We start from the raw sequence: 21,153 nt of genomic DNA, 5'->3' as shown, positions 1-21,153 counted from the left end.
TTGCGCGCTCATATCTATAAGCAACCTGCAATCAGAAACTGTACGTCACCTTCAGGCTTCCCGTTGGCGACGTTTTACGTTGCACGATCGGGCTATCACCCGCATCCCCCGTCAGCTGCGTTACGCCCGCGGAGGTGAGAACGCTCCAGCGTGAGGTGAGCCTGTAGTTCCAGTCAAGGTTCATCGACCAGGCGTAAATTCCCGCTCCGGCGTCATGTCGGGCAAACCCCGATGCGGCGGACTGGGCAGCATTAACCCCATAGTACGTTTGCATGTACTTGCCGGAACCCCAGCTGCCCGTCAGCCCCAGCGTCACCGCATTTTTCGACGATGTGTAGAGCGGGCTGGAAATGCCGAAATGCACCGCCTCACCGTTGTCTCTCTCAGAAACCGGGATCTCAGCCTGCAGCTGAAGATTGAGCCAGTCGGTCACCTTATACCCCAGCCCCGGCACCACGATAGCGGAACCTTTGATATCGCCCATCCCCCGCAGGTAGTCGCTGCCGGAGCTGATCGAATCACTGCTCACGTCTTTATCTTTACGGCCTGTTCGGTAGCTCACTGCGGCGTTGTAATCCAGGTTGCCAATGTTGTTTCCGTAACCGATACCCCGCGTGGTGCTGATAAAGAAACCATTTGCCATGGAATAATCTACTACCTGAGATGCCGAGACCCGGCTTTTATCCGAACCCGAGTAGCGTGGCGCGACGTCCACGCCTCCCCCCAGGGTTAAGACATTGCCCTGTTTCTGCTCTGCCGCCAGTACCGGGGTAGCCAGTAACGCCAGAATAACGCCCGGCACGATGTTTTTAAGTCTGCGGCTCGGAAGTAAATAGGGGAAAGAATGACGCAGTTCGATGTTACTCATTGAAGAAGTCCTTTGGATTCAAATGATTGCAATGCAAGCGGTTTACACGCCAGAGCACTCATTCTGAATACTCACCCTGAGGTTCTTATGAGCCGAAAATGAAGAAACGCTGAAGCGCGTGCGGGCGCTGTCAACCGGACGGATTTCCTGCTACCGTTTTTTTCTTAAGTTGTTCTTCATTCACTGTTGATACAGTTACCAATGTGAAAATCTTACTAATCGAAGACGACCTGGATCTCGGCAATGGCGTACGTATCGCCCTTTCAGATCAAGGATTTGATGTCATATGGGTTCGCCGTAAAGAGGATGCGCTGCATCAGCTTGAGGTCGGCGTGCCGGAACTTATTCTGCTCGACCTGGGGCTGCCCGACGGCGACGGCATGAGCCTGATGACGCGTTTGCGCCAGCAGCTTAAGGGGATCCCCGTCATTATCCTGACGGCGCGAGGTACCCTGCAGGATCGCCTGTGCGGGCTGGATGCTGGCGCAGACGACTATCTTGTCAAACCCTTCGTTCTCGCCGAACTGCTGGCGCGAGTCAGAGCCCTTGCGCGACGCAGCTACGGTTTTGAAAATGAAGCGATAGAAATCAGGAGATTATCGCTTCATATCCCGACGCGTCGCGTAACGGTGAACGCGCGTCACGTTGAGTTGACGGCCAGTGAATATGCGCTGCTTGAAACGTTGATGCTGCGCGCTGACCGGGTGATCACGCGGCGGTTCCTGGAAGAGAGGATATTTGGCGCGAAGGAAAATCTCAGCAATACGCTCGACGTGCATATGGGGAATTTGCGGCGAAAAATTGGTGACGGCTATGTACGAACGGTGCGGGGCGTCGGGTATGTCATTGATACCGTCGCTATCCAGAAGGTGACAGATTAATGCGAAATGTCTGGCACCAACTGAGGCGCCCAACGCTGGTACGGCGAATTATCATCGCCCAGATGCTGCTGCTTACCCTGCTGTGGTGTCTTTTTTTAACCTTTATTTTATTGGAAGACCTGCGTAGCCCTCCGATACTCACGGGAAGTAAGACTTACGAAACCATTTTTACTCTGGTTGATCTCAGTGACGAGCGCCCGCAGGATCGTAATGATGTCCTGGAAGCATTCAGCAAAGCGTTGCGGGAAGGCTATGGCGGCGGTGAAGATCCGGAGCTGTCGATTAACCTGATAGTTCGCAAAAACAACGAGGTTATTTTCTCTTCTGATGGTGCACCTACGGGGGTAAAAAACACCAGACTGGGCGAAATGCAGCGCGTTCAGAGTGAAGGTCACGCCTGGACGAGCCGCACGCTTAAATCCCCCCACTCCAACGTGGAGGTAACCCTTTTCACCCCTGCCGGAAGCTGGAACTTCTTTATCTACCTGAACTCGCGGGGCTACTACATTATGCCGCTGCTGGTATGTATTCCTTTTCTTCTGTTTCCTGCGTGGCTGTCAATCCGCATTGCGATGCGCCCCTGGAGCAAGGTGGTTAATGAGATCTCATTACGTTCGCCTGACGATCTCTCCCCTTTAAAGGCTGTTCCCGGGCATAAGGAACTCCGCCAGATGGTGGACGCGATAAATGATTTTCTTGCCAGAGTGCGGGAAAGCGCGGAACGCGAACGGGTTTTCATTGCGGACGCCGCGCACGAGCTGCGTACGCCGCTGGCCGCGATGCGCATCAACGTGGAGGCGCTGCAGTCCTGGGTGAGCAGCGAGAGCCAGCGGCAGCTGCTTGCAGGGATTGTGCGCAGCAATAGCCGGGCGGCCCGTCTCGTCAACCAGCTGCTGCTGCTGATGCACAGTGAAGCGCGCATTGACACCGCGATGGAGCCCGTGCCGCTAACCTCGCTCATACAAGAGCGGATGGCTGCGCTGGAGCCGCTAGCGTCCGGGCGCAAGATTGAGCTGGAATTCTTCGCTGAGGATGAAATCTGGATCGCTGGCGTCAGGGAGCGTTTGATGTCGCTGATCGACAATCTCATTGAAAACGCCGTGAAGTACAGTCCTGAGGGCGGGCGGATTCAGGTAGAGGTATGCTCAGCAGATAAATCAGCCCAGCTACGCGTCTCCGATCGGGGGCCGGGTATCCCGGTTGAATTGCGCGAGCGCGTATTCGACCGGTTTTTCCGCGATCCCAATCAGCTGCAAAGCGGAAGCGGACTGGGGCTTGCCATTGTCAAAGCCGTTGCACAGCAGCACGGCAGCAGCGTAAACCTGAGTAATTCCGCAGAAGGTGGCCTCCTGGTGACGGTTGACTTCCCGAACCGCACGTATAGCTAAACCGGAACAGGGTGTTTGATCGCAAATGCCGCAGATTGCTTCAAAAAAATTACCGTATTTGTTATATTGTTGTTTATTGCTTATTCACCTCTGCGGTGCCAAAAAGAACAAGATTCACCGCAACCCAGGAAAGAGAAATGTTAGATTACCGCTTCCCGACAGCTTTGCAGATGGTTCTCAGCGTAGCGATGGCGGAGCAACTAGGTGAACGTTCGACGAGTGCGATTCTGGCCTACGGCCTGGAAGCCAACCCGAGCTTTATCCGCAAATTGATGGTTCCACTCACGCGTGACGGCATTATCGTCTCAACGCTTGGCCGCAACGGCTCAATTCATCTTGGACGTCCGCCGGAAGAGATTACCCTGCGCGATATCTACCTTTCAGTCACCGAAGACAAAAAACTCTGGGCGTCGCGCCCGGACGTGCCGGCCCGCTGCGTGGTCAGCGCGAACGCCTGCTGGTACTTCAAATCTATTTCCGAAGAAGCAGAGCAGGCCTCGCTCGCGGTATTAGCGCGCCACACCGTGGCAAGCGCGCTGGACGAGGTCAAAAAAGCCGATACCAGCGGGTGCGATCCTTTACCTGAACTGATTGCCCAGTACAAAAAAGCCCAGTAATTTACGCAAAAAAAAACCGCCCTCATAGTGAGTGCGGTTTTTTTGTTATCTGCGATATCCCTACGCAGGCAGAACCTCTCTTTCCTCTTTGCCGCGCGTCACGAACTTACGCAGCGTCACGTAAAAGACCGGCGTCAGGAACAGACCAAACAGCGTCACGCCTAGCATCCCGGAGAAGACCGTAATCCCGGTGACGCCGCGCACTTCTGCGCCCGCGCCGTGGCCGAGGATCAGCGGAATGGTCCCGGCGATAAAGGCGATGGATGTCATCACAATCGGACGTAAACGCAGGCGGCACGCTTCCAGCGCTGCTTCCATGATGCCTTTCCCCTGAATTTCCAGCTCGCGGGCAAACTCCACGATAAGAATCGCGTTTTTACAGGCCAGCCCCATCAGCACCACCAGCCCCACCTGCACGAAGACGTTGTTATCGCCCCCGGTCAGCCAGACGCCAAACAGCGCGGAAAGCATGGTCATCGGAACGATGAGGATCACCGCCAGCGGCAGCGTCCAGCTTTCATACAGCGCCGCCAGCACCAGGAACGCCAGCAGTACCGCGACCGGGAAGACGATCAGCGCCGTATTGCCCTGCGTGGCCTGCTGGAAGCTCAGATCCGTCCATTCAATGTTCATTCCGTTCGGCAGGATCTGCTTAGACATCGCGTCCAGCTGCGTCATCGCCTGCGCGGACGAGAGCACGCGCGGGTCGGCATCGCCAATCAGATCCGCCGCCGGGTAGCCATTGTAGCGGATCACCGGATCCGGTCCGTAGGTGGTCGTGATTTTCACCATACTGCCAATTGGCACCATTTCGCCCTGGCTATTCCGGGTGCGTAAATTCGCAATATCTTCCACGCTGTCGCGGAACTGCCCGTCTGCCTGCGCCATCACGCGCCAGGTGCGCCCGAACTGGTTGAAGTCGTTCACGTACGACGAGCCCAGATAGGTTTGCAGCGTACCGAACAGATCGGTCAGCGACACGCCCTGCGCTTTCGCCTTATCGCGGTCAACCTGCACGTCGAGCTGCGGAACGTTAGCCTGATAGGTTGAGATCGGGAAGTGCATTCCCGGCGTCTGCATAATCGCACCGGACATGGTGTTCACCGCGTTTTGCAGCGCGCCATAGCCCAGACCCGCGCGATCCTGAATATACAGCGAGTAGCCAGACCCCTGACCCAGCCCCAGAATCGGCGGCGGCAGAATGGAGAAACCAAAGCCCTGCTGGATTTGCGCGATTTTCGCGTTGATCTCCGCGTTAATTTCCGCCGCAGAGTGCTTGCGCTGGTCAAACGGCTTCAGGCCAAAAAACACCGTCCCGGTATTCGGCGTGTTGGTAAACTGCAGCGCGTTCAGCCCCGGGAAAGCCACCGCGTAGTCCACCCCTTCGGTATTCATGCCGATTTCGCTCATTTTGCGGATCACCGCGTCGGTGCGCGCCAGCGACGAGCCTTCCGGCATCTTCACGCCGCCAATCAGGTAGAGCTTATCCTGTGTCGGAATAAACCCGCCGGGTACCGCTTTAAACATGACGCCCGCGGCACACAGCAGCAGCAGATACACCACAAACACCGCGCCGCGTCGGCCAAGCGTTTTGCCCACCAGCCCCTGATAGCCGTTAGAGCTACGATGGAAAAAGCGGTTAAACGGACGGAAAATCCAGCCGAACAGGCGATCGATAAGCCGGGTCGGGAAGTCTTTCGGCGCACCGTGCGGTTTTAACAGCAGCGCTGCCAGCGCCGGAGAGAGCGTTAGCGAGTTGATGGCGGAGATCACCGTGGAAATCGCTATCGTCACCGCAAACTGCTTGTAGAACTGACCGGTTACGCCGGAGAGGAACGCCATCGGCACGAACACCGCGCACAGCACCAGCGCAATCGCGATAATGGGCCCGGAAACTTCACGCATCGCCTGATGCGCCGCCGCAAGCGGCGCAAGCCCCTCTTCAATGTTTCGCTCGACGTTTTCCACCACCACGATGGCATCGTCCACCACGATACCAATCGCCAGCACCAGCCCGAATAAACTCAGGGTGTTAAGCGAAAAGCCCAGCAGATAGAGAATGCTGAACGTCCCCACCACCGACACCGGCACCGCGATCAGCGGAATGATCGACGCGCGCCAGGTTTGCAGGAACAGGATCACCACCAGTACAACCAGCACCACCGCTTCCAGCAGGGTTTGCACCACCGCACGGATGGAGTCGCGCACGAAAACCGTCGGATCGTAAGGTGCCGCCCACTTCATATCTTCCGGGAAACGGGTGGACAGCTCGTCCATTTTGGCGCGCACCGCGTTAGACAAATCAATGGCGTTTGCCCCCGGTGACTGGAAGATACCAATCCCGACCGCGTCTTTATTGTTAAGCTGGGAACGCAGCGCATAGCTTCCGGAACCCATCTCGATACGCGCCACGTCACGCAGGCGGACGACCGAACCGTCCTCCGACGTTTTCAGGACAATGTTGCCAAACTCTTCTTCGGTATGCAGACGCCCCTGGGCGTTAATGGAGATCAGGAAATCGCTCTCTTTCGGCAGCGGCTCGGCGCCAAGCTGCCCGGCGGAGACCTGCACGTTCTGCTCCTGCATTGCCGTGACCACGTCCGAGGCGGTCAGCCCGCGGGCCGCGACCTTGTTCGGATCCAGCCAGATGCGCATCGCGTATTCACCGGAGCCGAAAATCTGAATCTGGCCGACGCCGGGCAGACGCGCCAGCTCGTCCTTCACCTTCAGCGTGGCGTAGTTGCGCATATACAGTGAATCGTACTTACCGTTGGGCGAGAACAGATGCACCACCAGCGTCAGCGTTGGCGACTGCTTCTGTGTCGTGATGCCCAGGCGCCGCACGTCTTCCGGCAGACGCGCCTCAGCCTGTGCTACGCGGTTTTGCACCTGCACCTGCGCCTGATCCGGATCGGTACCCGGACGGAACGTGACGGTAGTAACCAGCACGCCGTCCGAGCCGGCAACGGATTTCATGTACATCATGTTCTCGACGCCGTTGATCGCCTCTTCCAGCGGCGTCGCCACGGTCTCGGCAATCACTTTCGGGTTGGCGCCCGGATACTCCGCACGCACCTGTACGCTTGGCGGTACGACGTCAGGATATTCACTCACCGGCAGAAGCGGGATGGCGATTAATCCTGTGATAAAAATCAGAATCGACAGTACGGCAGCGAAAATCGGCCTGTCGATGAAAAAGCGGGAAAAGTCCATGGGAAGGATTCTCAGGTCAAGTGATCAGTTGAGGGCGGTGCTGGCGGTCATGGCGACGGTTTTCGCGTTCACCGGCATACCCGGCATGAACACTTTCTGTAGACCGTCAACGATGACCTTATCGCCAGGTTTCAGCCCCTGCTGCACGATGCGTAAACCGTCGGCCAGACGCCCCGGCGTAATATCGCGACGCTGCGCTTTGCCCTCTTTATCCACGATATAGACATACTTGCGATCCTGGTCAGTCAGTACCGCTTTGTCGTCAATAAGCATGGCCTGGAATTCCGCGCTGCCCGGCAGGCGCACGCGGGCAAAGAGTCCCGGCGTGAACTGACGCTGCGCGTTATCCAGCAGCGCGCGCATGCGGATCGTACCGGTACTCGGCGTGAGCTGATTATCAAGGAAATCCACTTTACCCTGATGGGGGTAGCCCTCCTCGCCGGCAAGGCCGATCTCAACCGGTAGCGCCGTATGGTGGCTGGACGCCCCCTGCCCGTTGCGGGCGAGATTTTGATAGTGAAGATAGGTTGACTCATCCACGTCAAAGTAGACGTAAACCGTCTTCTGCGAGACCAGGGTGGTGAGCACGCTGGCGCTGTCGCCCGCGGAGACCAGATTGCCGCTGGTGATTAACGCCCGGCTGGCGCGGCCATCAATAGGAGCCGTCACTTTGGTGAAGTCGAGATTCAGCTGCGCGGCGTCTACCGCAGCCTGGGCCGCGCGAATATCGGCCTGTGCCTGAATGGCGGCCGAACGGCGCTGCTCCCACTCTTCACGGGATACCAGGTTGGTATTGATGAGTTTATCGGTACGGTTAGCCTCGCTTCGCGCCAGGCTGGCCTGCGTTTTGGCTCTCTCCAGCGTCGCCTGCGCCTGCTCCAGCGCGGCGCGATAGGTTCGGTCATCGATCGTGAACAGCACCTCGCCCTTTTTCACCTCCTGGCCGTCGGTGAAATTCACTTTGTCGATGTAGCCAGAGACACGGGGACGAAGCTGCACGCTTTCCACGGCTTCAATCCGGCCGTTAAAGCTATCCCACTGGCTAATGGATTTCACAACCACGTCTGCAGCATTAACGGCGGGCGCGGGCGGCGCGGCGTTTTGCGCGACGCTGTCATCACATCCGACGAGCAGCACGGAGAGCATCATCGCTCCCAGCGCATTCAGATGATAGTTTCCCCAGGTTTTTTGCAGGCTCATTATTTTTATTCCGGTAATTGTAGCCGCCGGGCAAGACGCAGCGGGAGGCGCCGCGCCACTTCCTTTGTCCGGGCTGGCTTAAGGCCATTTGTGTCGTTCATCGCCACAAAACTGTAACAGTTTCGAATACACTATCGCGGCGATTGTAGGAATGCGCCTAACTAAGTGCAAGAATAATTGTTGCACTTTATGTGCTATTTGAGGCGGCGATAAAAGGCCCGTTTCGGGCAAGGATTTAAATGCAACAATAAAACTTGCAATTATCGTGAAACCAGGCCACCTTAAAATGCAACAGACAAAGATACCTTTCTATCGCTGCGTGGGGGAAACCTGATGAACACTGGCGCATTTATGCATGATTTACTCGACTGGATTGATAACAACCTCGACAGTCGCCTGGACATTGAGACCGTCTCCAGGCGCTCCGGCTACTCGAAATGGCACCTCCAGCGCCTGTTTAAAGAGCACACGGGCTATCCCCTCGCCGGCTATATTCGCGCGCAAAAGCTGCAAAAATCGGTTGAGCGCTTAGCCCACAGCGATGAGCCCATCCTGAACGTGGCAATCGCGCTCGGGTTTGACTCTCAGCAGTCGTTCAACCGCAGCTTTAAGCGCCAATTCGGTCAGGCACCTGGCGCATGGCGACGCAGTATCGGCGGCCGTGAAACGCAGCCGATGCACCAGTAGCTCACTTTTTACTGCAACATCATCCCGAAGCTGCTATACTGTATATAAATACAGTGTGAGAGGTGCGTGATGGCTGTTGAAATAAAATATGTTGTCGTAAGAAAAGGTGAAGAGAAAATGACATTTGCCAGTAAGAAAGAGGCTGACGCTCACGACAAGCTGCTCGATATGGCAGACGCGTTCACCGACTGGCTGTTGCAAAGCGGAATGCAGATGGATGAAACGCAGGCTGAAAATCTTGGTCTGTATCTCGCCGAGCAGAAAGAGACCGTGCAGCATATTCTGCGCACCAGCAAGCTCCCTGCTCTCGATGCCCCTGCGGCTGACAGTAAAAAAATCAGAGCGGTAAAAGCTGCCTGATTGCCACATCGTCACCGAGCCTGACGCCGCAAGCAGCATGCTGCTTGCGGCTTTTTATTAACGTCACGCGCCGGATTGCGGCAAGGCATCAATCATCTCTTGTAATTCATTGTACAGTCTTGCCACATGGAAACCATCGCACACGGAATGATGAACCTGAACGGCAAGGGGCAATAATACTTTGCCATCTTGTTCATAGTATTTTCCAAGCGTAAACATAGGGGCAAAAAAGTTCTTCATGTGCGCAACGTTGACGTTAAAGCTGGTAAAACTCGCCCAGGGAATACCCGATATGAAAAAAATATTTTCTCGGGATTCTTCTTTAGGCCAATAAGAAAAATTATTACCGTAGCGCGCAATGTCTTCAGTATAGGCGTTCTGGAAGTGCTGAATATTGCCATCGTAATGGCTCCATAATGATGAAAAGGTCTCTGTTTCATTATGGAAAATGGTATAGTTTGGATGAATTTCGTTCCATATAATAAGCTCATTGTCTTTCATAGCCATACGGAACTCAGGATGACTGTTGACGATCTTAGAAATGAGAAAAATAATAGTCGGGTAAAATTTCCAGCCGACCGCTTTGATATGTTTTAACAGCGCAGTAATATCGATTAAAACCGTCTGGTTAAACGTCGACTGAGCGAACCCCTGAAAAATCTCAAAATGTTCCTTCCTTGCCCAACGAGATAAGTCAACGGACGTATATTCAGGGGTTATTTTTTCCATTTCTAAACCTTTAATGAGCAAGCATATCTCTGATGTTAGCCTAAATTTTTTCCATGCATTAAGCAAGCAGGCGCCTCTGGAGAAAAACGTTTCCGCTTAAAACGCGCTGACCTGCCCGTACAGCGCACTACTCACTCAATATTATCCCTCCCTCTTCGCGCAAAGGGTGTATTGTTTTTAAATGATTAATCCCCTGAAGAGAAGCGGCGTCATGATTAACATCCTCGGTAAAACCACCTCCATCAACGTTCGTAAAGTGCTCTGGACCTGTGAAGAAGCGGGCATCCCTTACCTGCAGGAAGACTACGGCAGCGGTTTTGCCTCAACAGAAACGGATGACTTCCGCGCGCTGAACCCCAACGCCATGGTGCCGGTGCTGATGGATGACGATTTCGTGCTGTGGGAGTCCAACGCCATCTGCCGCTATCTGGTGCGCAAGGCCGGACGTCACGATCTGCTGCCTGCAGAGCCGCAGGCCTGCGCCAACGTTGAGCGCTGGATGGACTGGCAGGCAACAGAATTCAATAACGCCTGGCGCTATGTCTTCCCGGCGCTGGGACGAAAAAACCCGGACTTTAACGACCCTGCGCGCATTGCGGCGGGAATAAAAGAGTGGAACCACTGCATCACCATTCTGGAAAACCAGCTGCAGCGCACCGGGGCCTTTGCGGCGGGCGAGACGTTTACCCTTGCCGACGTTGTGCTTGGGCTGTCGGTGAATCGGTGGAAGATGACGCCGTTTGACAAGCCCCACGTGCCGGCGATTGAGGCCTGGTATGAGCGCCTCAACCAGCGCCCGGCGTTTTTGCGTCACGGCAATAACGGCATGATATAAATTATTTACGCCCACACCTTGAGCAAGGATATTTTATTTAATTACTAAACCCTGAATGGCGTCAGAGGGAATAATAATTAAGCCATATCCTGGACAGCCCGTTGCACCGCTTTGCTAGCCTGACTATTCAGGCAAAGCTCAACCCGGAGGTATTCTTGCTCATTAGACTCAAGAAAGAACGAACGCATAAGGAGGATCGTCGGCTTGCCCTCTGGCTGGCGACCTCGGCAGGTTTGCTTAACGCCATCGCCCTTGGGGCATTTGGCTTTTTCCCCTCTCACATGACCGGCAATACCTCACAATTATCCAGCGAAGTCTCCTCCACAGATCTGAGCGATATGATTTTCTTTGGCTCGATTATTCTCTCTTTTGTCACCGGCGCCATCCTTGCTCGTCTTATTGTACTCTGGGGCATTATCCACAATATCAGGCTGGTTTTTTGCCAAATCCTTTTTGTCGAGGGGGTACTATTGACCGGCATCTCTCTCTACGAGATGTATTTCCACGCCCTCACGAGCAACCGCGAGATTATTATTTTTCTGTGCGGCCTGATGGGCATTCATAATTCAACCTCCACGCAGCTCTCCGGAGGGCGGGTGAGATCGACGCACATTACCGGCACGCTAACGGATGCAGGCATATCACTGGCCTCCGTGCTGGTGGCGATGCTTCGCAGGGATTGCTCGAAGGATACCGCAGCACAAAAAAGTCAGCTGAAAACTCACTTAACCACTATTTTCTCGTTTATGAGCGGAGGGATTGCTGGGCTGCTGCTGTTCAGATGGATTGGGTTTAACGCCATGCTGGCGCTTGGGCTGCTGCTCGCGATTGTTGCCATTTTTTCTATCATTAGCATCTCGGTTCGCGTTCGCCGGGTTCGTGCCTCTATCTAAATAACGAACGACTCTCGGCGTAAGGGCGCCTTCTGATATGTGACACTGTCACTATTGAAAATTCGCTTTAGGACTATTCTGCCCGGCACGCAACCAGCCCTTACGCCATAAGGCTTTAATTAAGGTTGTCACTAATTTCATAGGGTTACTGATTTCCCCCCTTCGCTGGAACCCTTCCCAAACGCTTGCTATAGGTCAATTACCCCTGCCGAAACATGGCATAACAACAGGCAACCGGTGGTTGCTATAACGCATGCGCACAGGGAGACACACCGCAATGCACCCATTACTCAAACGCTCGCTGCTGTTTGTCGGCGCCATTCTCGTGGTCCTCGCCCTCCTCGTCTGGGGAATCGGGCTTGAGACAATCAAGGCGCGTCAGGTTGACCTGGTCTACCTCGGGCAACAGCACATGATTCTGGTTTTCTCGTCGATGTTTTTTGCCCTGCTGGTGGGCATTCCGGCCGGTATTCTGCTGAGCCGTCCGGCCGCGCGGGGCGTCGCCGAATACGTGATGCAAATCTTTAATGTCGGCAACACCCTGCCGCCGCTGGCCGTGCTGGCGCTGGCGATGGTGGTGATTGGTATCGGCGATACGCCCGCCATCATCGCCCTGTTCCTCGCCTCGCTGCTGCCGATTGTGCGCAATACCTACGCCGGGCTGTGCTCGGTCCCGTCGTCGCTGCTGGAAGCGGCAAACGGGATTGGGATGACCAAATGGCAGCGCCTGCGCCAGGTTGAGCTGCCCAACGCCTGGCCGGTTATGCTCTCGGGGATCCGCATCGCCACCGCCATTAACGTCGGTACCGCGCCGCTGGCGTTCCTGATTGGCGCCAGCAGCTACGGCGAGCTGATTTTCCCGGGCATTTACCTGAACGATTTCCCGACCCTGATCCTCGGCGCGGCGGCCACCGCCCTGTTCGCCCTGATCCTCGACACCCTGCTGGCGGCGCTGGGTCGCGTGATGAGTCCCCATCTCGCTCGGTAACAATAACAAGGAGCTTTTATGAGACTGATATCCAGCCTGGCGGCGCTGTGTGCCGCGGCGCTGTTCACCGGCCAGGCGATGGCAGCCCCGCTGATTCTGACGACCAAGAGCTTTACCGAGCAGCACATTCTCTCGGCGATGACCGTACAGTACCTGCAAAAGAAAGGTTTTCAGGTTCAGCCAAAAACCAATATCGCCACGGTGATCTCCCGCAACGCGATGATCAACAAGCAGATTGATATGACCTGGGAGTACACCGGCACGTCGCTGATCATCTTCAACCACATCAACAAGCGCATGTCGCCGCAGGAGTCCTGGGAGACGGTGAAGCGCCTGGATGCGAAGCACGGTCTGGTGTGGCTCAAACCCGCCGACATGAACAACACCTACGCCTTCGCCATGCAGCGCAAGCGCGCCGAGGCGGAGCATATCAACACCATGTCGGAGATGGTGGCGAAAATTGAACAGGTTCGCAAAACCAACCCAGACAAAAACTGGCTGCTGGGCTTAGACCTTGAATTTGCCGGGCGCAGCGACGGCATGAAGCCACTGCAGGAGGCCTATAAGATGGATCTGGACCGTCCGCAAATCCGCCAGATGGACCCGGGTCTGGTCTATAACGCCGTGCGCGACGGCTTCGTCGACGCCGGGCTGGTTTATACCACCGACGGGCGCGTGAAGGGCTTTGATCTCAAAGTGCTGGAAGATGATAAAGGCTTCTTCCCGAGCTACGCGGTCACCCCGGTGGTGCGCAAGGACACCCTGGAGGCCAATCCCGGTCTGGAAGAGGCGCTCAATACCCTCTCGGCCCAGCTCAACAACGACGTTATCACCGAGCTGAACAAGAAGGTGGATATTGACCATCAGTCACCGCAGCAGGTCGCCCGCGATTTCCTGCGTAGCAAACAGCTGCTGTAGGAGGCGCTATGGATACCGTTCACTACATTCTGGACAACTGGGACTATCTGTTAACCCTGACGCTGCAGCATCTGTGGCTGGTGGCGCTGGCCGTGGGCTTAGCGATTATCATCGGCGTCCCGCTGGGCATTTTGATTGTGCGCCACAAGTGGCTGGCGACGCCGGTGCTGGGGATTGCCACCATCGTGTTGACCATCCCTTCCATTGCCCTGTTTGGCCTGATGATCCCGCTGTTTTCGCTGATCGGTCAGGGGATTGGCGCCCTGCCTGCAATCACGGCGGTGTTTCTCTACTCGCTGCTGCCGATCGTGCGTAACACCCACACGGCGCTCGACAGCCTGCCGCCGGGCCTGCGCGAAGCCGGACGCGGCATCGGCATGACGTTCTGGCAGCGTCTGCGCTGGGTGGAAATTCCGATGGCGCTGCCGGTGATTTTCGGCGGGATCCGCACCGCCGTGGTGATGAACATCGGCGTGATGGCGATTGCCGCCGTAATTGGCGCGGGCGGACTTGGCCTGCTGCTGCTTAACGGCATCGGCGGAAGCGATATTCGTATGTTGATTGCGGGCGCGCTGATGATCTGTCTTTTAGCGATTGTGCTCGACTGGCTGCTGCACCGTCTGCAGGTGGTTCTGACTCCAAAGGGGATTCGATAATGATAAAACTGGAAAACCTCACCAAACAATTTTCACAGAAGCACGGCCAGACCTTTAAGGCCGTCGATAACGTCAACCTGAATGTGCCCGAAGGGGAAATGTGCGTCCTGCTCGGCCCGTCCGGCTGCGGAAAGACCACCACCCTGAAGATGATTAACCGCCTCATCACCCCAAGCAGCGGGACGATCCTGATCAACGGCGAGGACACCAACGGAATGGACACCGTCACCCTGCGCCGCAACATCGGCTACGTGATCCAGCAGATTGGCCTGTTCCCGAACATGACCATCGAAGAGAACATCACCGTCGTGCCGCGCATGCTGGGCTGGGATAAAGCGCGCTGCAAAGCCCGCGCCGAAGAGCTGATGGATATGGTGGCAATGGATCCGCACAAGTTCCTCCACCGTTATCCGCGCGAGATGTCCGGCGGCCAGCAGCAGCGTATTGGCGTTATTCGCGCCCTGGCGGCGGATCCTCCGGTACTGCTGATGGATGAACCCTTCGGTGCGGTGGACCCAATCAACCGTGAGGTGATCCAGAACCAGTTCCTCGAGATGCAGCGCAAGCTGAAAAAAACCGTCATGCTGGTGAGCCACGATATCGACGAAGCCCTGAAGCTCGGCGACCGCATTGCGGTCTTCCGACAGGGGAAAATCGTCCAGTGCGCCAGCCCGGACGAGCTGCTGGCGAAACCGGCGAACGAATTTGTCGGCTCGTTTGTTGGTCAGGACCGCACGCTGAAGCGCCTGCTGCTGGTCTCGGCCGGCGACGTCACCGACCAGCAGCCGACCATTACGGTACGGGGTTCGACTCCGCTTCCGGAAGCCTTTGCAACCATGGATGATAACGATATTCGCGCGATTACCGTGGTTGACGAGCACGGCAAGCCGCTGGGCTTTGTGAAGCGTCGCGAAGCGCGTAACGCCAGCGGGACCTGCGCCGACATTCTGCATCCGTTCCGCATGACCGGCAAAGCCGAAGACAACCTGCGCGTGGTGCTATCACGCCTGTATGAGAGCAACACCAGTTGGATGCCGATCGTGGATGAGGACGGGCGCTACAACGGCGAGATTTCGCAGGATTATATTGCCGAATACCTGAGCTCAGGGCGTACGCGCCGGGCGCTGAATATTCATAGTGAGAGCTGAGAATTATATTTACTTAGTTTTTGGATACAGCGTAGAAAAGCCCCTTCACGGGGCTTGTGTTTGGCTTATGTTGGGTTTACCAGCGAATTTCAGAAGTGAGAATAAATGCTACTGCTTTCACCATTTCGTCAAGATCGTAATTAATCTGCATTGTGATTGGCGTATGAAAATCTTCAACGGTGTATTTTTCAACCCACCCGAAAGAACGATTCATTATCATTCTTGGGGTAACCAAGCCTTCGGGCTCACCAAATGACTGATGAATCCATGCGCGAGACATGTTCTGCTGCAACGGTGTAGGGAGTTCATTCGGGAAGACCCATCCCTTTACGTCATCACGCTGAATAGACAACGTAATTTCTTTCAGTATTCTCCCTTCTCGAATAAAGGCTAAAAAAACGCCTTCGTTCACCATTGGTAAAAGTAACACAGGATCGCCTGCAGCCCCTTTAGGATCACTTTTGTAGGTGATTAACCCATTATTAACTAACTCTTTATAGCTTTTGCCCAGATTATGGATAAGTGCTACTACATTTACTGTCATTTGTATAATCCTTGCTGGCCGTTCAGCGCGTGCATTTTGGTTCTGGCAGTTTCTATTTGTTCTTCAGTGGCACCCTGCTTTTTTAACGATGGCTTAATGGTATCCCGATTACGATCAGCTGCTGCCCGTAAGTTCTGTGAGTCTAGATCAATCTGTGTCAGGGTATTACGTCCGCCATAAGTTTCACTGATTTTCTGATGCACATCTTTAGGGACAACGATAGCCGCCACCTGCAATGAAAATTCCTGAATTTCCGTTTCTTTTAAATATGGATACTCCCTACGGAGATAGGCCTTAACAGCCGCAGCCGACGGCATGTGATCCGCCTCGTAAACCCCCTGCCGAGAACGGCGTTTGAAGTCACTGTATAGCTCAACCTCCAGAAACTCCACCGGTGGTTTGCTCAGGTAGATATAAATCGGCGGCTGGTCAGGGAACGGCAGGATCAGAATGTAATCCGCGAAATGCTTTTCCTCCGGTGCCGGGCTGGTGGTCGCCGTTATGCCGGTGTTATCCGGCAGCGGGTCAACTATCACCGGTTTCGGCAACACCGGACGCGCCTGGTTGCCGGTATTCCACGGCTTTTCCTCGACCGTTCGGTCAGGCGTCCAGATAATGGTGATGTGCGGATCTTCTTCCGTGGTGAAGGTGTACGCCTGCGCGCTGGTGTCGTACTCCATTTTTCTGACACGCACACTGTCCCGGCCAGGTGGTGTGTGCCAGCCATGCGGAACCGGGTTCCCTCTGCTGTCCTTCTCCCACGTATAGCGCACCCGGCTCGGGGCTTCATGCATCTGCTCCAGGCGCATACGGTCGATAAAATCCTGTTCGCCGTCGTTCAGCCTGCCGGGCATCATCCCCACCAGCAGTCCGGCCACGGGTGCACCGGGTCCGGCAACAGCACCACGCACCGCCCAGGTGCCGTAAGTCAGTGCCCTGCCGCTTATCAGCTCCAGCAGGCTTGCGCCTGCCGTGGCCGTCTGCGCCCGTGCAGCAGCAGACGCGGCAGCCACCGCAGCCTGATAATCCATCTCCTCATGGTTACCGTTCCACCAACGATACAAGGCGCTGCGCTTCTTCGGTTTGGGGATATCTTCTGGCTTTTTCTTTCTGGCGGTCTGTGCGTGCTGCGGGGTGTCTGAATCGGTCACGGGGTCGCTGGCGGGCATGGCCTGAAAAAATGCCATATCAGCAAAATTGGTGTGAGGTTCACGCTGGTCGCCTGCATCATTGCAGCCCTCGCCACGGAGGCAGGATTTTGCAAATACCCGGTTTCGCTCCCTTTCCTCCTCCCTGTGTTTCTCTTCCCTCTCCTGCTCTGCCCTGCGTTCGGCCAGCATCACAGCGTGCCTTTCCCTGACGATTTGTTCTGGTGATGGACCACTACCCAGCCAGTCGCCAATGGGAGCGATGATAAAATTTGTTCCCGGCGGGCATCCACACCTGACGTTAGAGCGATCGACAGCAGCGGCAACACCATGGAAGCTTACGCGGGGTTCACCATCAAGAATGGTACCGGGCTTTCCGCAGTTTTTACACGGCGTGGTTTTATCACCAACCCTGACGACCCCTCGCCCGTGTTCGGTGCAGTACGGCAGGGATCCAATACAGGTTGCCCCGGTAGAGGTTTTATCTCCTGTCAGCGCCTGCCCCCGGCCATAATTATCGGTACGGTAACCCATGCATTACGCTCCGGTAATTAGTGAGTTAGTTACTCATAAAGAATTTCCTTTTCCTTCCTGTAAATAAAAAAGCAATTTTACTATGAATACGAGTTCACCAAATTTATTCAGCACTTTTGGTTAATATTTAATAATCAAATAAATGACAAAGAAAAATAAATAATATATATAGAACACCTTATAAAAGCTCATTTGCATACTGGTTGAGTTGCAACCACAATAGGACATCGTCCCCGTTTATTCGCGACCCATGCAACGTCTTCATACGTACCCCGACATCCGCGCAATGTTTCGCCGACTCCTGATTGCAACCGTCACCGGCGTGCTGGCCGCGCTGGCCGTTGCGGTGTTCCGCCACAGCATGTACCTGCTGGAGTGGCTGCTTCTGAGCAACGACAGCGGCAGCCTGGTGAATGCCGCCGCGTCGCTCTCCCCCTGGAGGCGCGCGCTGACGCCCGCGCTGGGCGGGCTGGCTGCCGGGCTGTTGCTCTGGGGATGGCAGCGCCTGACTGCCCAGCGGCCTCATGCCCCCACCGATTATATGGAAGCGCTGGAGACCGGCGACGGTCAGTTTGACTACGGCGCGAGCCTCGTTAAATCTCTTGCTTCGCTGCTGGTCGTTGCCAGCGGAAGCGCCATCGGCCGCGAAGGGGCCATGATCCTGCTTGCCGCCCTCGCCGCCTCCTTTTTTGCCCGGCGCTTTACGCCCAAATCGGAATGGAAGCTTTGGATCGCCTGTGGCGCCGCCGCCGGGATGGCCAGCGCCTACCATGCTCCGTTAGCGGGAAGCCTGTTCATTGCAGAGATTCTGTTTGGCACGCTGATGCTGGCCTCGCTCGGCCCCGTGGTGATTGCGGCGGTGGTGGCGCTTCTTACGACGCAACTCCTGGCACCGGGTGCCGGCACGCTCTACGCGGTCCATTTAAGCGGCATACTCACCGCGGCCGATTATGCCCTGCTGGTTGCGATAGGGCTGCTGGCAGGTCTCTGCGGACCGCTGCTGATGTGGCTGATGGCGTTCAGCCACGGGCTTTTCCTGCGCCTCAGGCTTTCGCCGCCGTTGCAGCTGGCGCTCGGCGGCTTGATTGTCGGGCTGCTTTCACTTTTGACGCCGAAGGTTTGGGGGAACGGCTACAGCGTGGTTCAGGCTTTTCTGCTCGCCCCGCCGCTGCTGTCGGTGATTGCCGGCGTGTTCATCTGTAAATTGCTGGCGGTGCTGGCAAGCAGCGGTTCGGGTGCGCCGGGCGGGGTATTTACGCCAACGCTGTTTGTCGGTATGGCTACGGGGATGCTGTTCGCGCAGCTTTTCGCGCTGTGGCTGCCGGGTTCTGAGACGGCCATGTTGCTGGGGCTGGCCGGGATGGCAACGCTGCTCGCTGCGACCACGCATGCACCCATTATGTCGGCGCTGATGGTCTGTGAAATGACCGGGCAGTATTTTTTACTGCCCGGTTTACTGGTCGCCTGCGTGATAGCGTCCGTACTGTCGCGGACGTTACGCCACGACTCGATCTACGGTCAACACGCCACCGAGGGCAGAGAGATCGATGTACTGCGCTAGCTCGCGCTGCTCGGCGCGAGGCAGATAAGGCAGCTCGCCCACCAGCGGGCCAGGCAGTTTGGTGCTCAGTACGTCGATGATCTCCGCGTAGTGCGCGAGGCCTGGATTAATACGGTTTGCCACCCAGCCAGCCAGCGGCAGGCCGTCATTGGCAATCGCCTGCGCCGTCAGCAGCGCGTGGTTGATACACCCTTCCTGGATCCCCACCACCATCACTACCGGCAGCTGCTCCTGCACGACCCATTCAGACAGCGGGCGTAAATCATTCATCAGGCTGCGCCAGCCGCCCGTTCCTTCGACGACTACGTGATCGACCTGCTCACTCAGGTTCGCCAGCCCGTCGGATAACAGGGAATAATTGATCGGGCCGCTGTGCGCCACGCTGCTTTCATCTTCGCTTAACGCAATGGGATTGACCGCGTGGTAAGGCAGTTCCAGTGATGAGACGCTTTGCAGCACCAGGGCGTCTTTATTTCGCAATCCCTCTGGCGTCTCTTTACTCCCTTTTGCAACCGGTTTGTACCCAGCGACGCGTTTACCGCTTGCTGTCAGAGCCTGCAGCAATGCGCGGGATACAACGGTCTTGCCGACAGAGGTATCTGTACCAGTAACAAAGAAACGCTTAAGCATGACTCACTCCACCTCTTGGGTATGCTTCGAAAATATCAACCAGGTAAATAATTCAGTGGAGGAAGTCTACGGGATGCGTGCGCTACCCGGCTTGAGATAGCGCAATTTTTCTTACATCTGCGGAAAAGAGTTAACCCTGTAACAGGCGGATAAGCAGCGAGCCGTTGTACATGGCATCTTTGACCAGCGCCGCGCCGGCCATTGTGCCCTGGTTGGAAAACTGGGTACTTTCTACCGCAATATTTCTGCTGTAGGCGGGAAGCGACTGCTGCTGAATACAGGCCGTAATCGCCGGAAAAAGGATCTCCGCCGCCTGGCTGAGCGGTGAGCCGATCAGGATTTTTTGCGGATTGAAGAGGTTCACCATAATCGCCAGAATGCGGCCTACGTTATTACCCACCCCGGTAATAATGTCCTTCGCCAGCAGATCCCCCTGACGCGCGGCGGCGCAAAGGGAATCCACCGTTAAGGGTTGGCCGTGAAGCGAGGAGCTCATGGACTGACTGAGCCTCACCTGCGCCAGTTCGAGCACGCTTTCCACGCTGGCGATCGTCTCCAGACAGCCGTGGTTCCCGCAGTAGCAGCGTTTACCGTACGGGTCGACCTGGGTATGGCCAATTTCCACCAGGCTGCTGCTCCCGGCGTGGAGAAGCCGTCCGTCGGTGATCACCCCCGCCCCGACGTTATGATCGATAACCACCTGAATCACATCCCGCGCGCCCCGCGACGCGCCAAACAGCGCTTCCGCCATCGTCCAGGCGCTAATGTCGTGCTGAATATAGACCGGCACGCCGGTATGGTTTTCCAGCACTTCGCCCAGCGGCATCTCTTTAACATCGTCGTAAAACGGCATGCGGTGAACAATACCATTTTCGGTATCAATAATGCCGGGCATGGTGATGGCAATCGCCGTTAAGCGTTCAAGCCGCTGCTGATGGCGAATAAAGAAGCGATCGATATGGGAGACAATCGCATCGAGAAGCGGTTCCTCGGCGTTGAGCGGCAGCTCAAGCCGGTCTTCCACCACCAGCTTGCTGCTGAGATCGCGCAGCGCAAGGAAGATCTCTCCGCGACTGATGCGCAGCGAGAGGTAGTGCCAGGCTTCCGTCTCGACCACCAGGCCGACCGCCGGACGACCACGGCTGCCCGGCTCCTGAATTTCCGTCTCCTGGACCAGGTGCGCTTCCAGCATTTCGCGGACAATTTTGGTGATACTGGCAGGTGCCAGCTGTGCCAGGCGCGACAGATCGATACGCGAAACCGGACCAAGCTGATCAATCAGGCGATACACCGCGCCAGCGTTGGTCTGCTTAATCTGATCAATATGCCCTGGCTGACTATCAGCAACCACCTCG

At 56.0% G+C, this 21,153-nt stretch carries 20 protein-coding genes; 12 read left to right on the top strand and 8 right to left on the bottom strand.

Translation table 11 applies throughout. From position 1 onward, the window contains the following. Positions 1–31: 31 nt before the first annotated feature. A complete protein-coding gene (locus AC2FAJ_RS02160; RefSeq protein WP_485453754.1) occupies positions 32–868 on the bottom strand; it encodes a MipA/OmpV family protein in 837 nt (278 codons plus the stop codon). A gap of 203 nt (positions 869–1,071) precedes the next feature. Between AC2FAJ_RS02160 and AC2FAJ_RS02155 the strand changes: the two genes are divergently transcribed. The 3 genes from AC2FAJ_RS02155 (at position 1,072) to oqxR (ending at position 3,754) form a co-directional block, all read left to right on the top strand. Next, positions 1,072–1,749: a response regulator gene (locus tag AC2FAJ_RS02155; protein ID WP_222566737.1), complete on the top strand. Its 678-nt coding sequence runs from the start codon at positions 1,072–1,074 to the stop codon at positions 1,747–1,749. Continuing rightward, complete coding sequence (locus tag AC2FAJ_RS02150) at positions 1,749–3,137, top strand: sensor histidine kinase (RefSeq protein ID WP_485453753.1); 1,389 nt, start codon at positions 1,749–1,751, stop codon at positions 3,135–3,137. Before AC2FAJ_RS02155 ends, AC2FAJ_RS02150 begins: the two co-directional genes overlap by 1 nt. Positions 3,138–3,274: 137 nt before the next feature. Beyond that, positions 3,275–3,754, top strand: coding sequence for an efflux pump transcriptional repressor OqxR (gene oqxR / locus AC2FAJ_RS02145; protein ID WP_028012993.1), 480 nt, complete (start codon positions 3,275–3,277; stop codon positions 3,752–3,754). A gap of 60 nt (positions 3,755–3,814) precedes the next feature. On the opposite strand, the gene oqxB is transcribed toward oqxR, so the two are convergent. Then, on the bottom strand, positions 3,815–6,967 hold the full coding sequence (oqxB, locus tag AC2FAJ_RS02140) for a multidrug efflux RND transporter permease subunit OqxB (RefSeq protein WP_045261448.1): 3,153 nt from the start codon (positions 6,965–6,967) through the stop codon (positions 3,815–3,817). 24 nt (positions 6,968–6,991) lie between these two features. Beyond that, a complete protein-coding gene (oqxA, locus tag AC2FAJ_RS02135; RefSeq protein ID WP_028012991.1) occupies positions 6,992–8,167 on the bottom strand; it encodes a multidrug efflux RND transporter periplasmic adaptor subunit OqxA in 1,176 nt (391 codons plus the stop codon). 333 nt (positions 8,168–8,500) lie between these two features. Between oqxA and AC2FAJ_RS02130 the strand changes: the two genes are divergently transcribed. After that, on the top strand, positions 8,501–8,854 hold the full coding sequence (locus AC2FAJ_RS02130; RefSeq protein ID WP_028012990.1) for a helix-turn-helix domain-containing protein: 354 nt from the start codon (positions 8,501–8,503) through the stop codon (positions 8,852–8,854). Between the two features lie 69 nt (positions 8,855–8,923). Further along, positions 8,924–9,214, top strand: coding sequence for a YebG family protein (locus tag AC2FAJ_RS02125; RefSeq protein WP_028012989.1), 291 nt, complete (start codon positions 8,924–8,926; stop codon positions 9,212–9,214). 63 nt (positions 9,215–9,277) lie between these two features. Here AC2FAJ_RS02125 and catA read toward each other — a convergent pair whose 3' ends face one another. Continuing rightward, positions 9,278–9,943 carry a type A chloramphenicol O-acetyltransferase gene (catA, locus tag AC2FAJ_RS02120; protein WP_485453752.1) on the bottom strand — a complete coding sequence of 222 codons (666 nt, stop codon included), beginning with the start codon at positions 9,941–9,943 and terminating at the stop codon, positions 9,278–9,280. A gap of 211 nt (positions 9,944–10,154) precedes the next feature. On the opposite strand from catA, the gene AC2FAJ_RS02115 reads away from it, so the two are divergent. The 6 genes from AC2FAJ_RS02115 to osmV all read left to right on the top strand — a co-directional run bounded on the left by AC2FAJ_RS02115 (position 10,155) and on the right by osmV (position 15,381). Beyond that, on the top strand, positions 10,155–10,778 hold the full coding sequence (locus AC2FAJ_RS02115) for a glutathione S-transferase family protein (protein WP_041910232.1): 624 nt from the start codon (positions 10,155–10,157) through the stop codon (positions 10,776–10,778). A gap of 155 nt (positions 10,779–10,933) precedes the next feature. Then, entirely contained in the window at positions 10,934–11,671 is a 738-nt protein-coding gene (locus tag AC2FAJ_RS02110) for a YoaK family protein (protein WP_060573062.1), read from the top strand. 277 nt (positions 11,672–11,948) lie between these two features. Continuing rightward, the gene (gene osmY, locus AC2FAJ_RS02105; protein WP_045261451.1) at positions 11,949–12,659 is read left to right on the top strand and encodes an osmoprotectant ABC transporter permease OsmY; all 711 of its coding nucleotides are present in this window, start codon (positions 11,949–11,951) and stop codon (positions 12,657–12,659) included. 18 nt (positions 12,660–12,677) lie between these two features. After that, positions 12,678–13,577 carry an osmoprotectant ABC transporter substrate-binding protein OsmX gene (gene osmX, locus AC2FAJ_RS02100; protein ID WP_485453751.1) on the top strand — a complete coding sequence of 300 codons (900 nt, stop codon included), beginning with the start codon at positions 12,678–12,680 and terminating at the stop codon, positions 13,575–13,577. 8 nt (positions 13,578–13,585) lie between these two features. Next, entirely contained in the window at positions 13,586–14,233 is a 648-nt protein-coding gene (gene osmW, locus AC2FAJ_RS02095) for an osmoprotectant ABC transporter permease OsmW (protein ID WP_028012983.1), read from the top strand. Then, positions 14,233–15,381, top strand: a complete 1,149-nt coding sequence (osmV, locus tag AC2FAJ_RS02090) for an osmoprotectant ABC transporter ATP-binding protein OsmV (RefSeq protein ID WP_047365325.1) — start codon at positions 14,233–14,235, stop codon at positions 15,379–15,381. Before osmW ends, osmV begins: the two co-directional genes overlap by 1 nt. Positions 15,382–15,457: 76 nt before the next feature. Here osmV and AC2FAJ_RS02085 read toward each other — a convergent pair whose 3' ends face one another. Both AC2FAJ_RS02085 and AC2FAJ_RS02080 read right to left on the bottom strand, forming a co-directional pair. Then, the gene (locus AC2FAJ_RS02085) at positions 15,458–15,925 is read right to left on the bottom strand and encodes a DUF6392 family protein (protein WP_045631631.1); all 468 of its coding nucleotides are present in this window, start codon (positions 15,923–15,925) and stop codon (positions 15,458–15,460) included. Further along, the gene (locus tag AC2FAJ_RS02080) at positions 15,922–17,607 is read right to left on the bottom strand and encodes an S-type pyocin domain-containing protein (protein ID WP_485453750.1); all 1,686 of its coding nucleotides are present in this window, start codon (positions 17,605–17,607) and stop codon (positions 15,922–15,924) included. The genes AC2FAJ_RS02085 and AC2FAJ_RS02080 overlap by 4 nt, the downstream gene beginning before the upstream one ends. A gap of 250 nt (positions 17,608–17,857) precedes the next feature. Here AC2FAJ_RS02080 and clcB point away from each other — a divergent pair, with 250 nt between their 5' ends. Further along, entirely contained in the window at positions 17,858–19,168 is a 1,311-nt protein-coding gene (gene clcB / locus AC2FAJ_RS02075) for a voltage-gated ClC-type chloride channel ClcB (RefSeq protein ID WP_060572970.1), read from the top strand. On the opposite strand, the gene bioD is transcribed toward clcB, so the two are convergent. Together bioD and mlc are read right to left on the bottom strand one after the other, a co-directional pair. Next, a complete protein-coding gene (gene bioD, locus AC2FAJ_RS02070) occupies positions 19,103–19,798 on the bottom strand; it encodes a dethiobiotin synthase (protein ID WP_028012980.1) in 696 nt (231 codons plus the stop codon). The genes clcB and bioD overlap by 66 nt on opposite strands. A gap of 130 nt (positions 19,799–19,928) precedes the next feature. Continuing rightward, on the bottom strand, positions 19,929–21,149 hold the full coding sequence (mlc, locus tag AC2FAJ_RS02065; RefSeq protein ID WP_041910244.1) for a sugar metabolism global transcriptional regulator Mlc: 1,221 nt from the start codon (positions 21,147–21,149) through the stop codon (positions 19,929–19,931). Between the last annotated feature and the right edge of the window lie 4 nt (positions 21,150–21,153).

It is taken from the genome of Enterobacter cloacae complex sp. 385G4 (assembly GCF_057320665.1).
The sequence above is the reverse complement of the archived record's forward strand: the minus strand, read 5'-3'. Positions and strand labels throughout refer to the sequence as shown.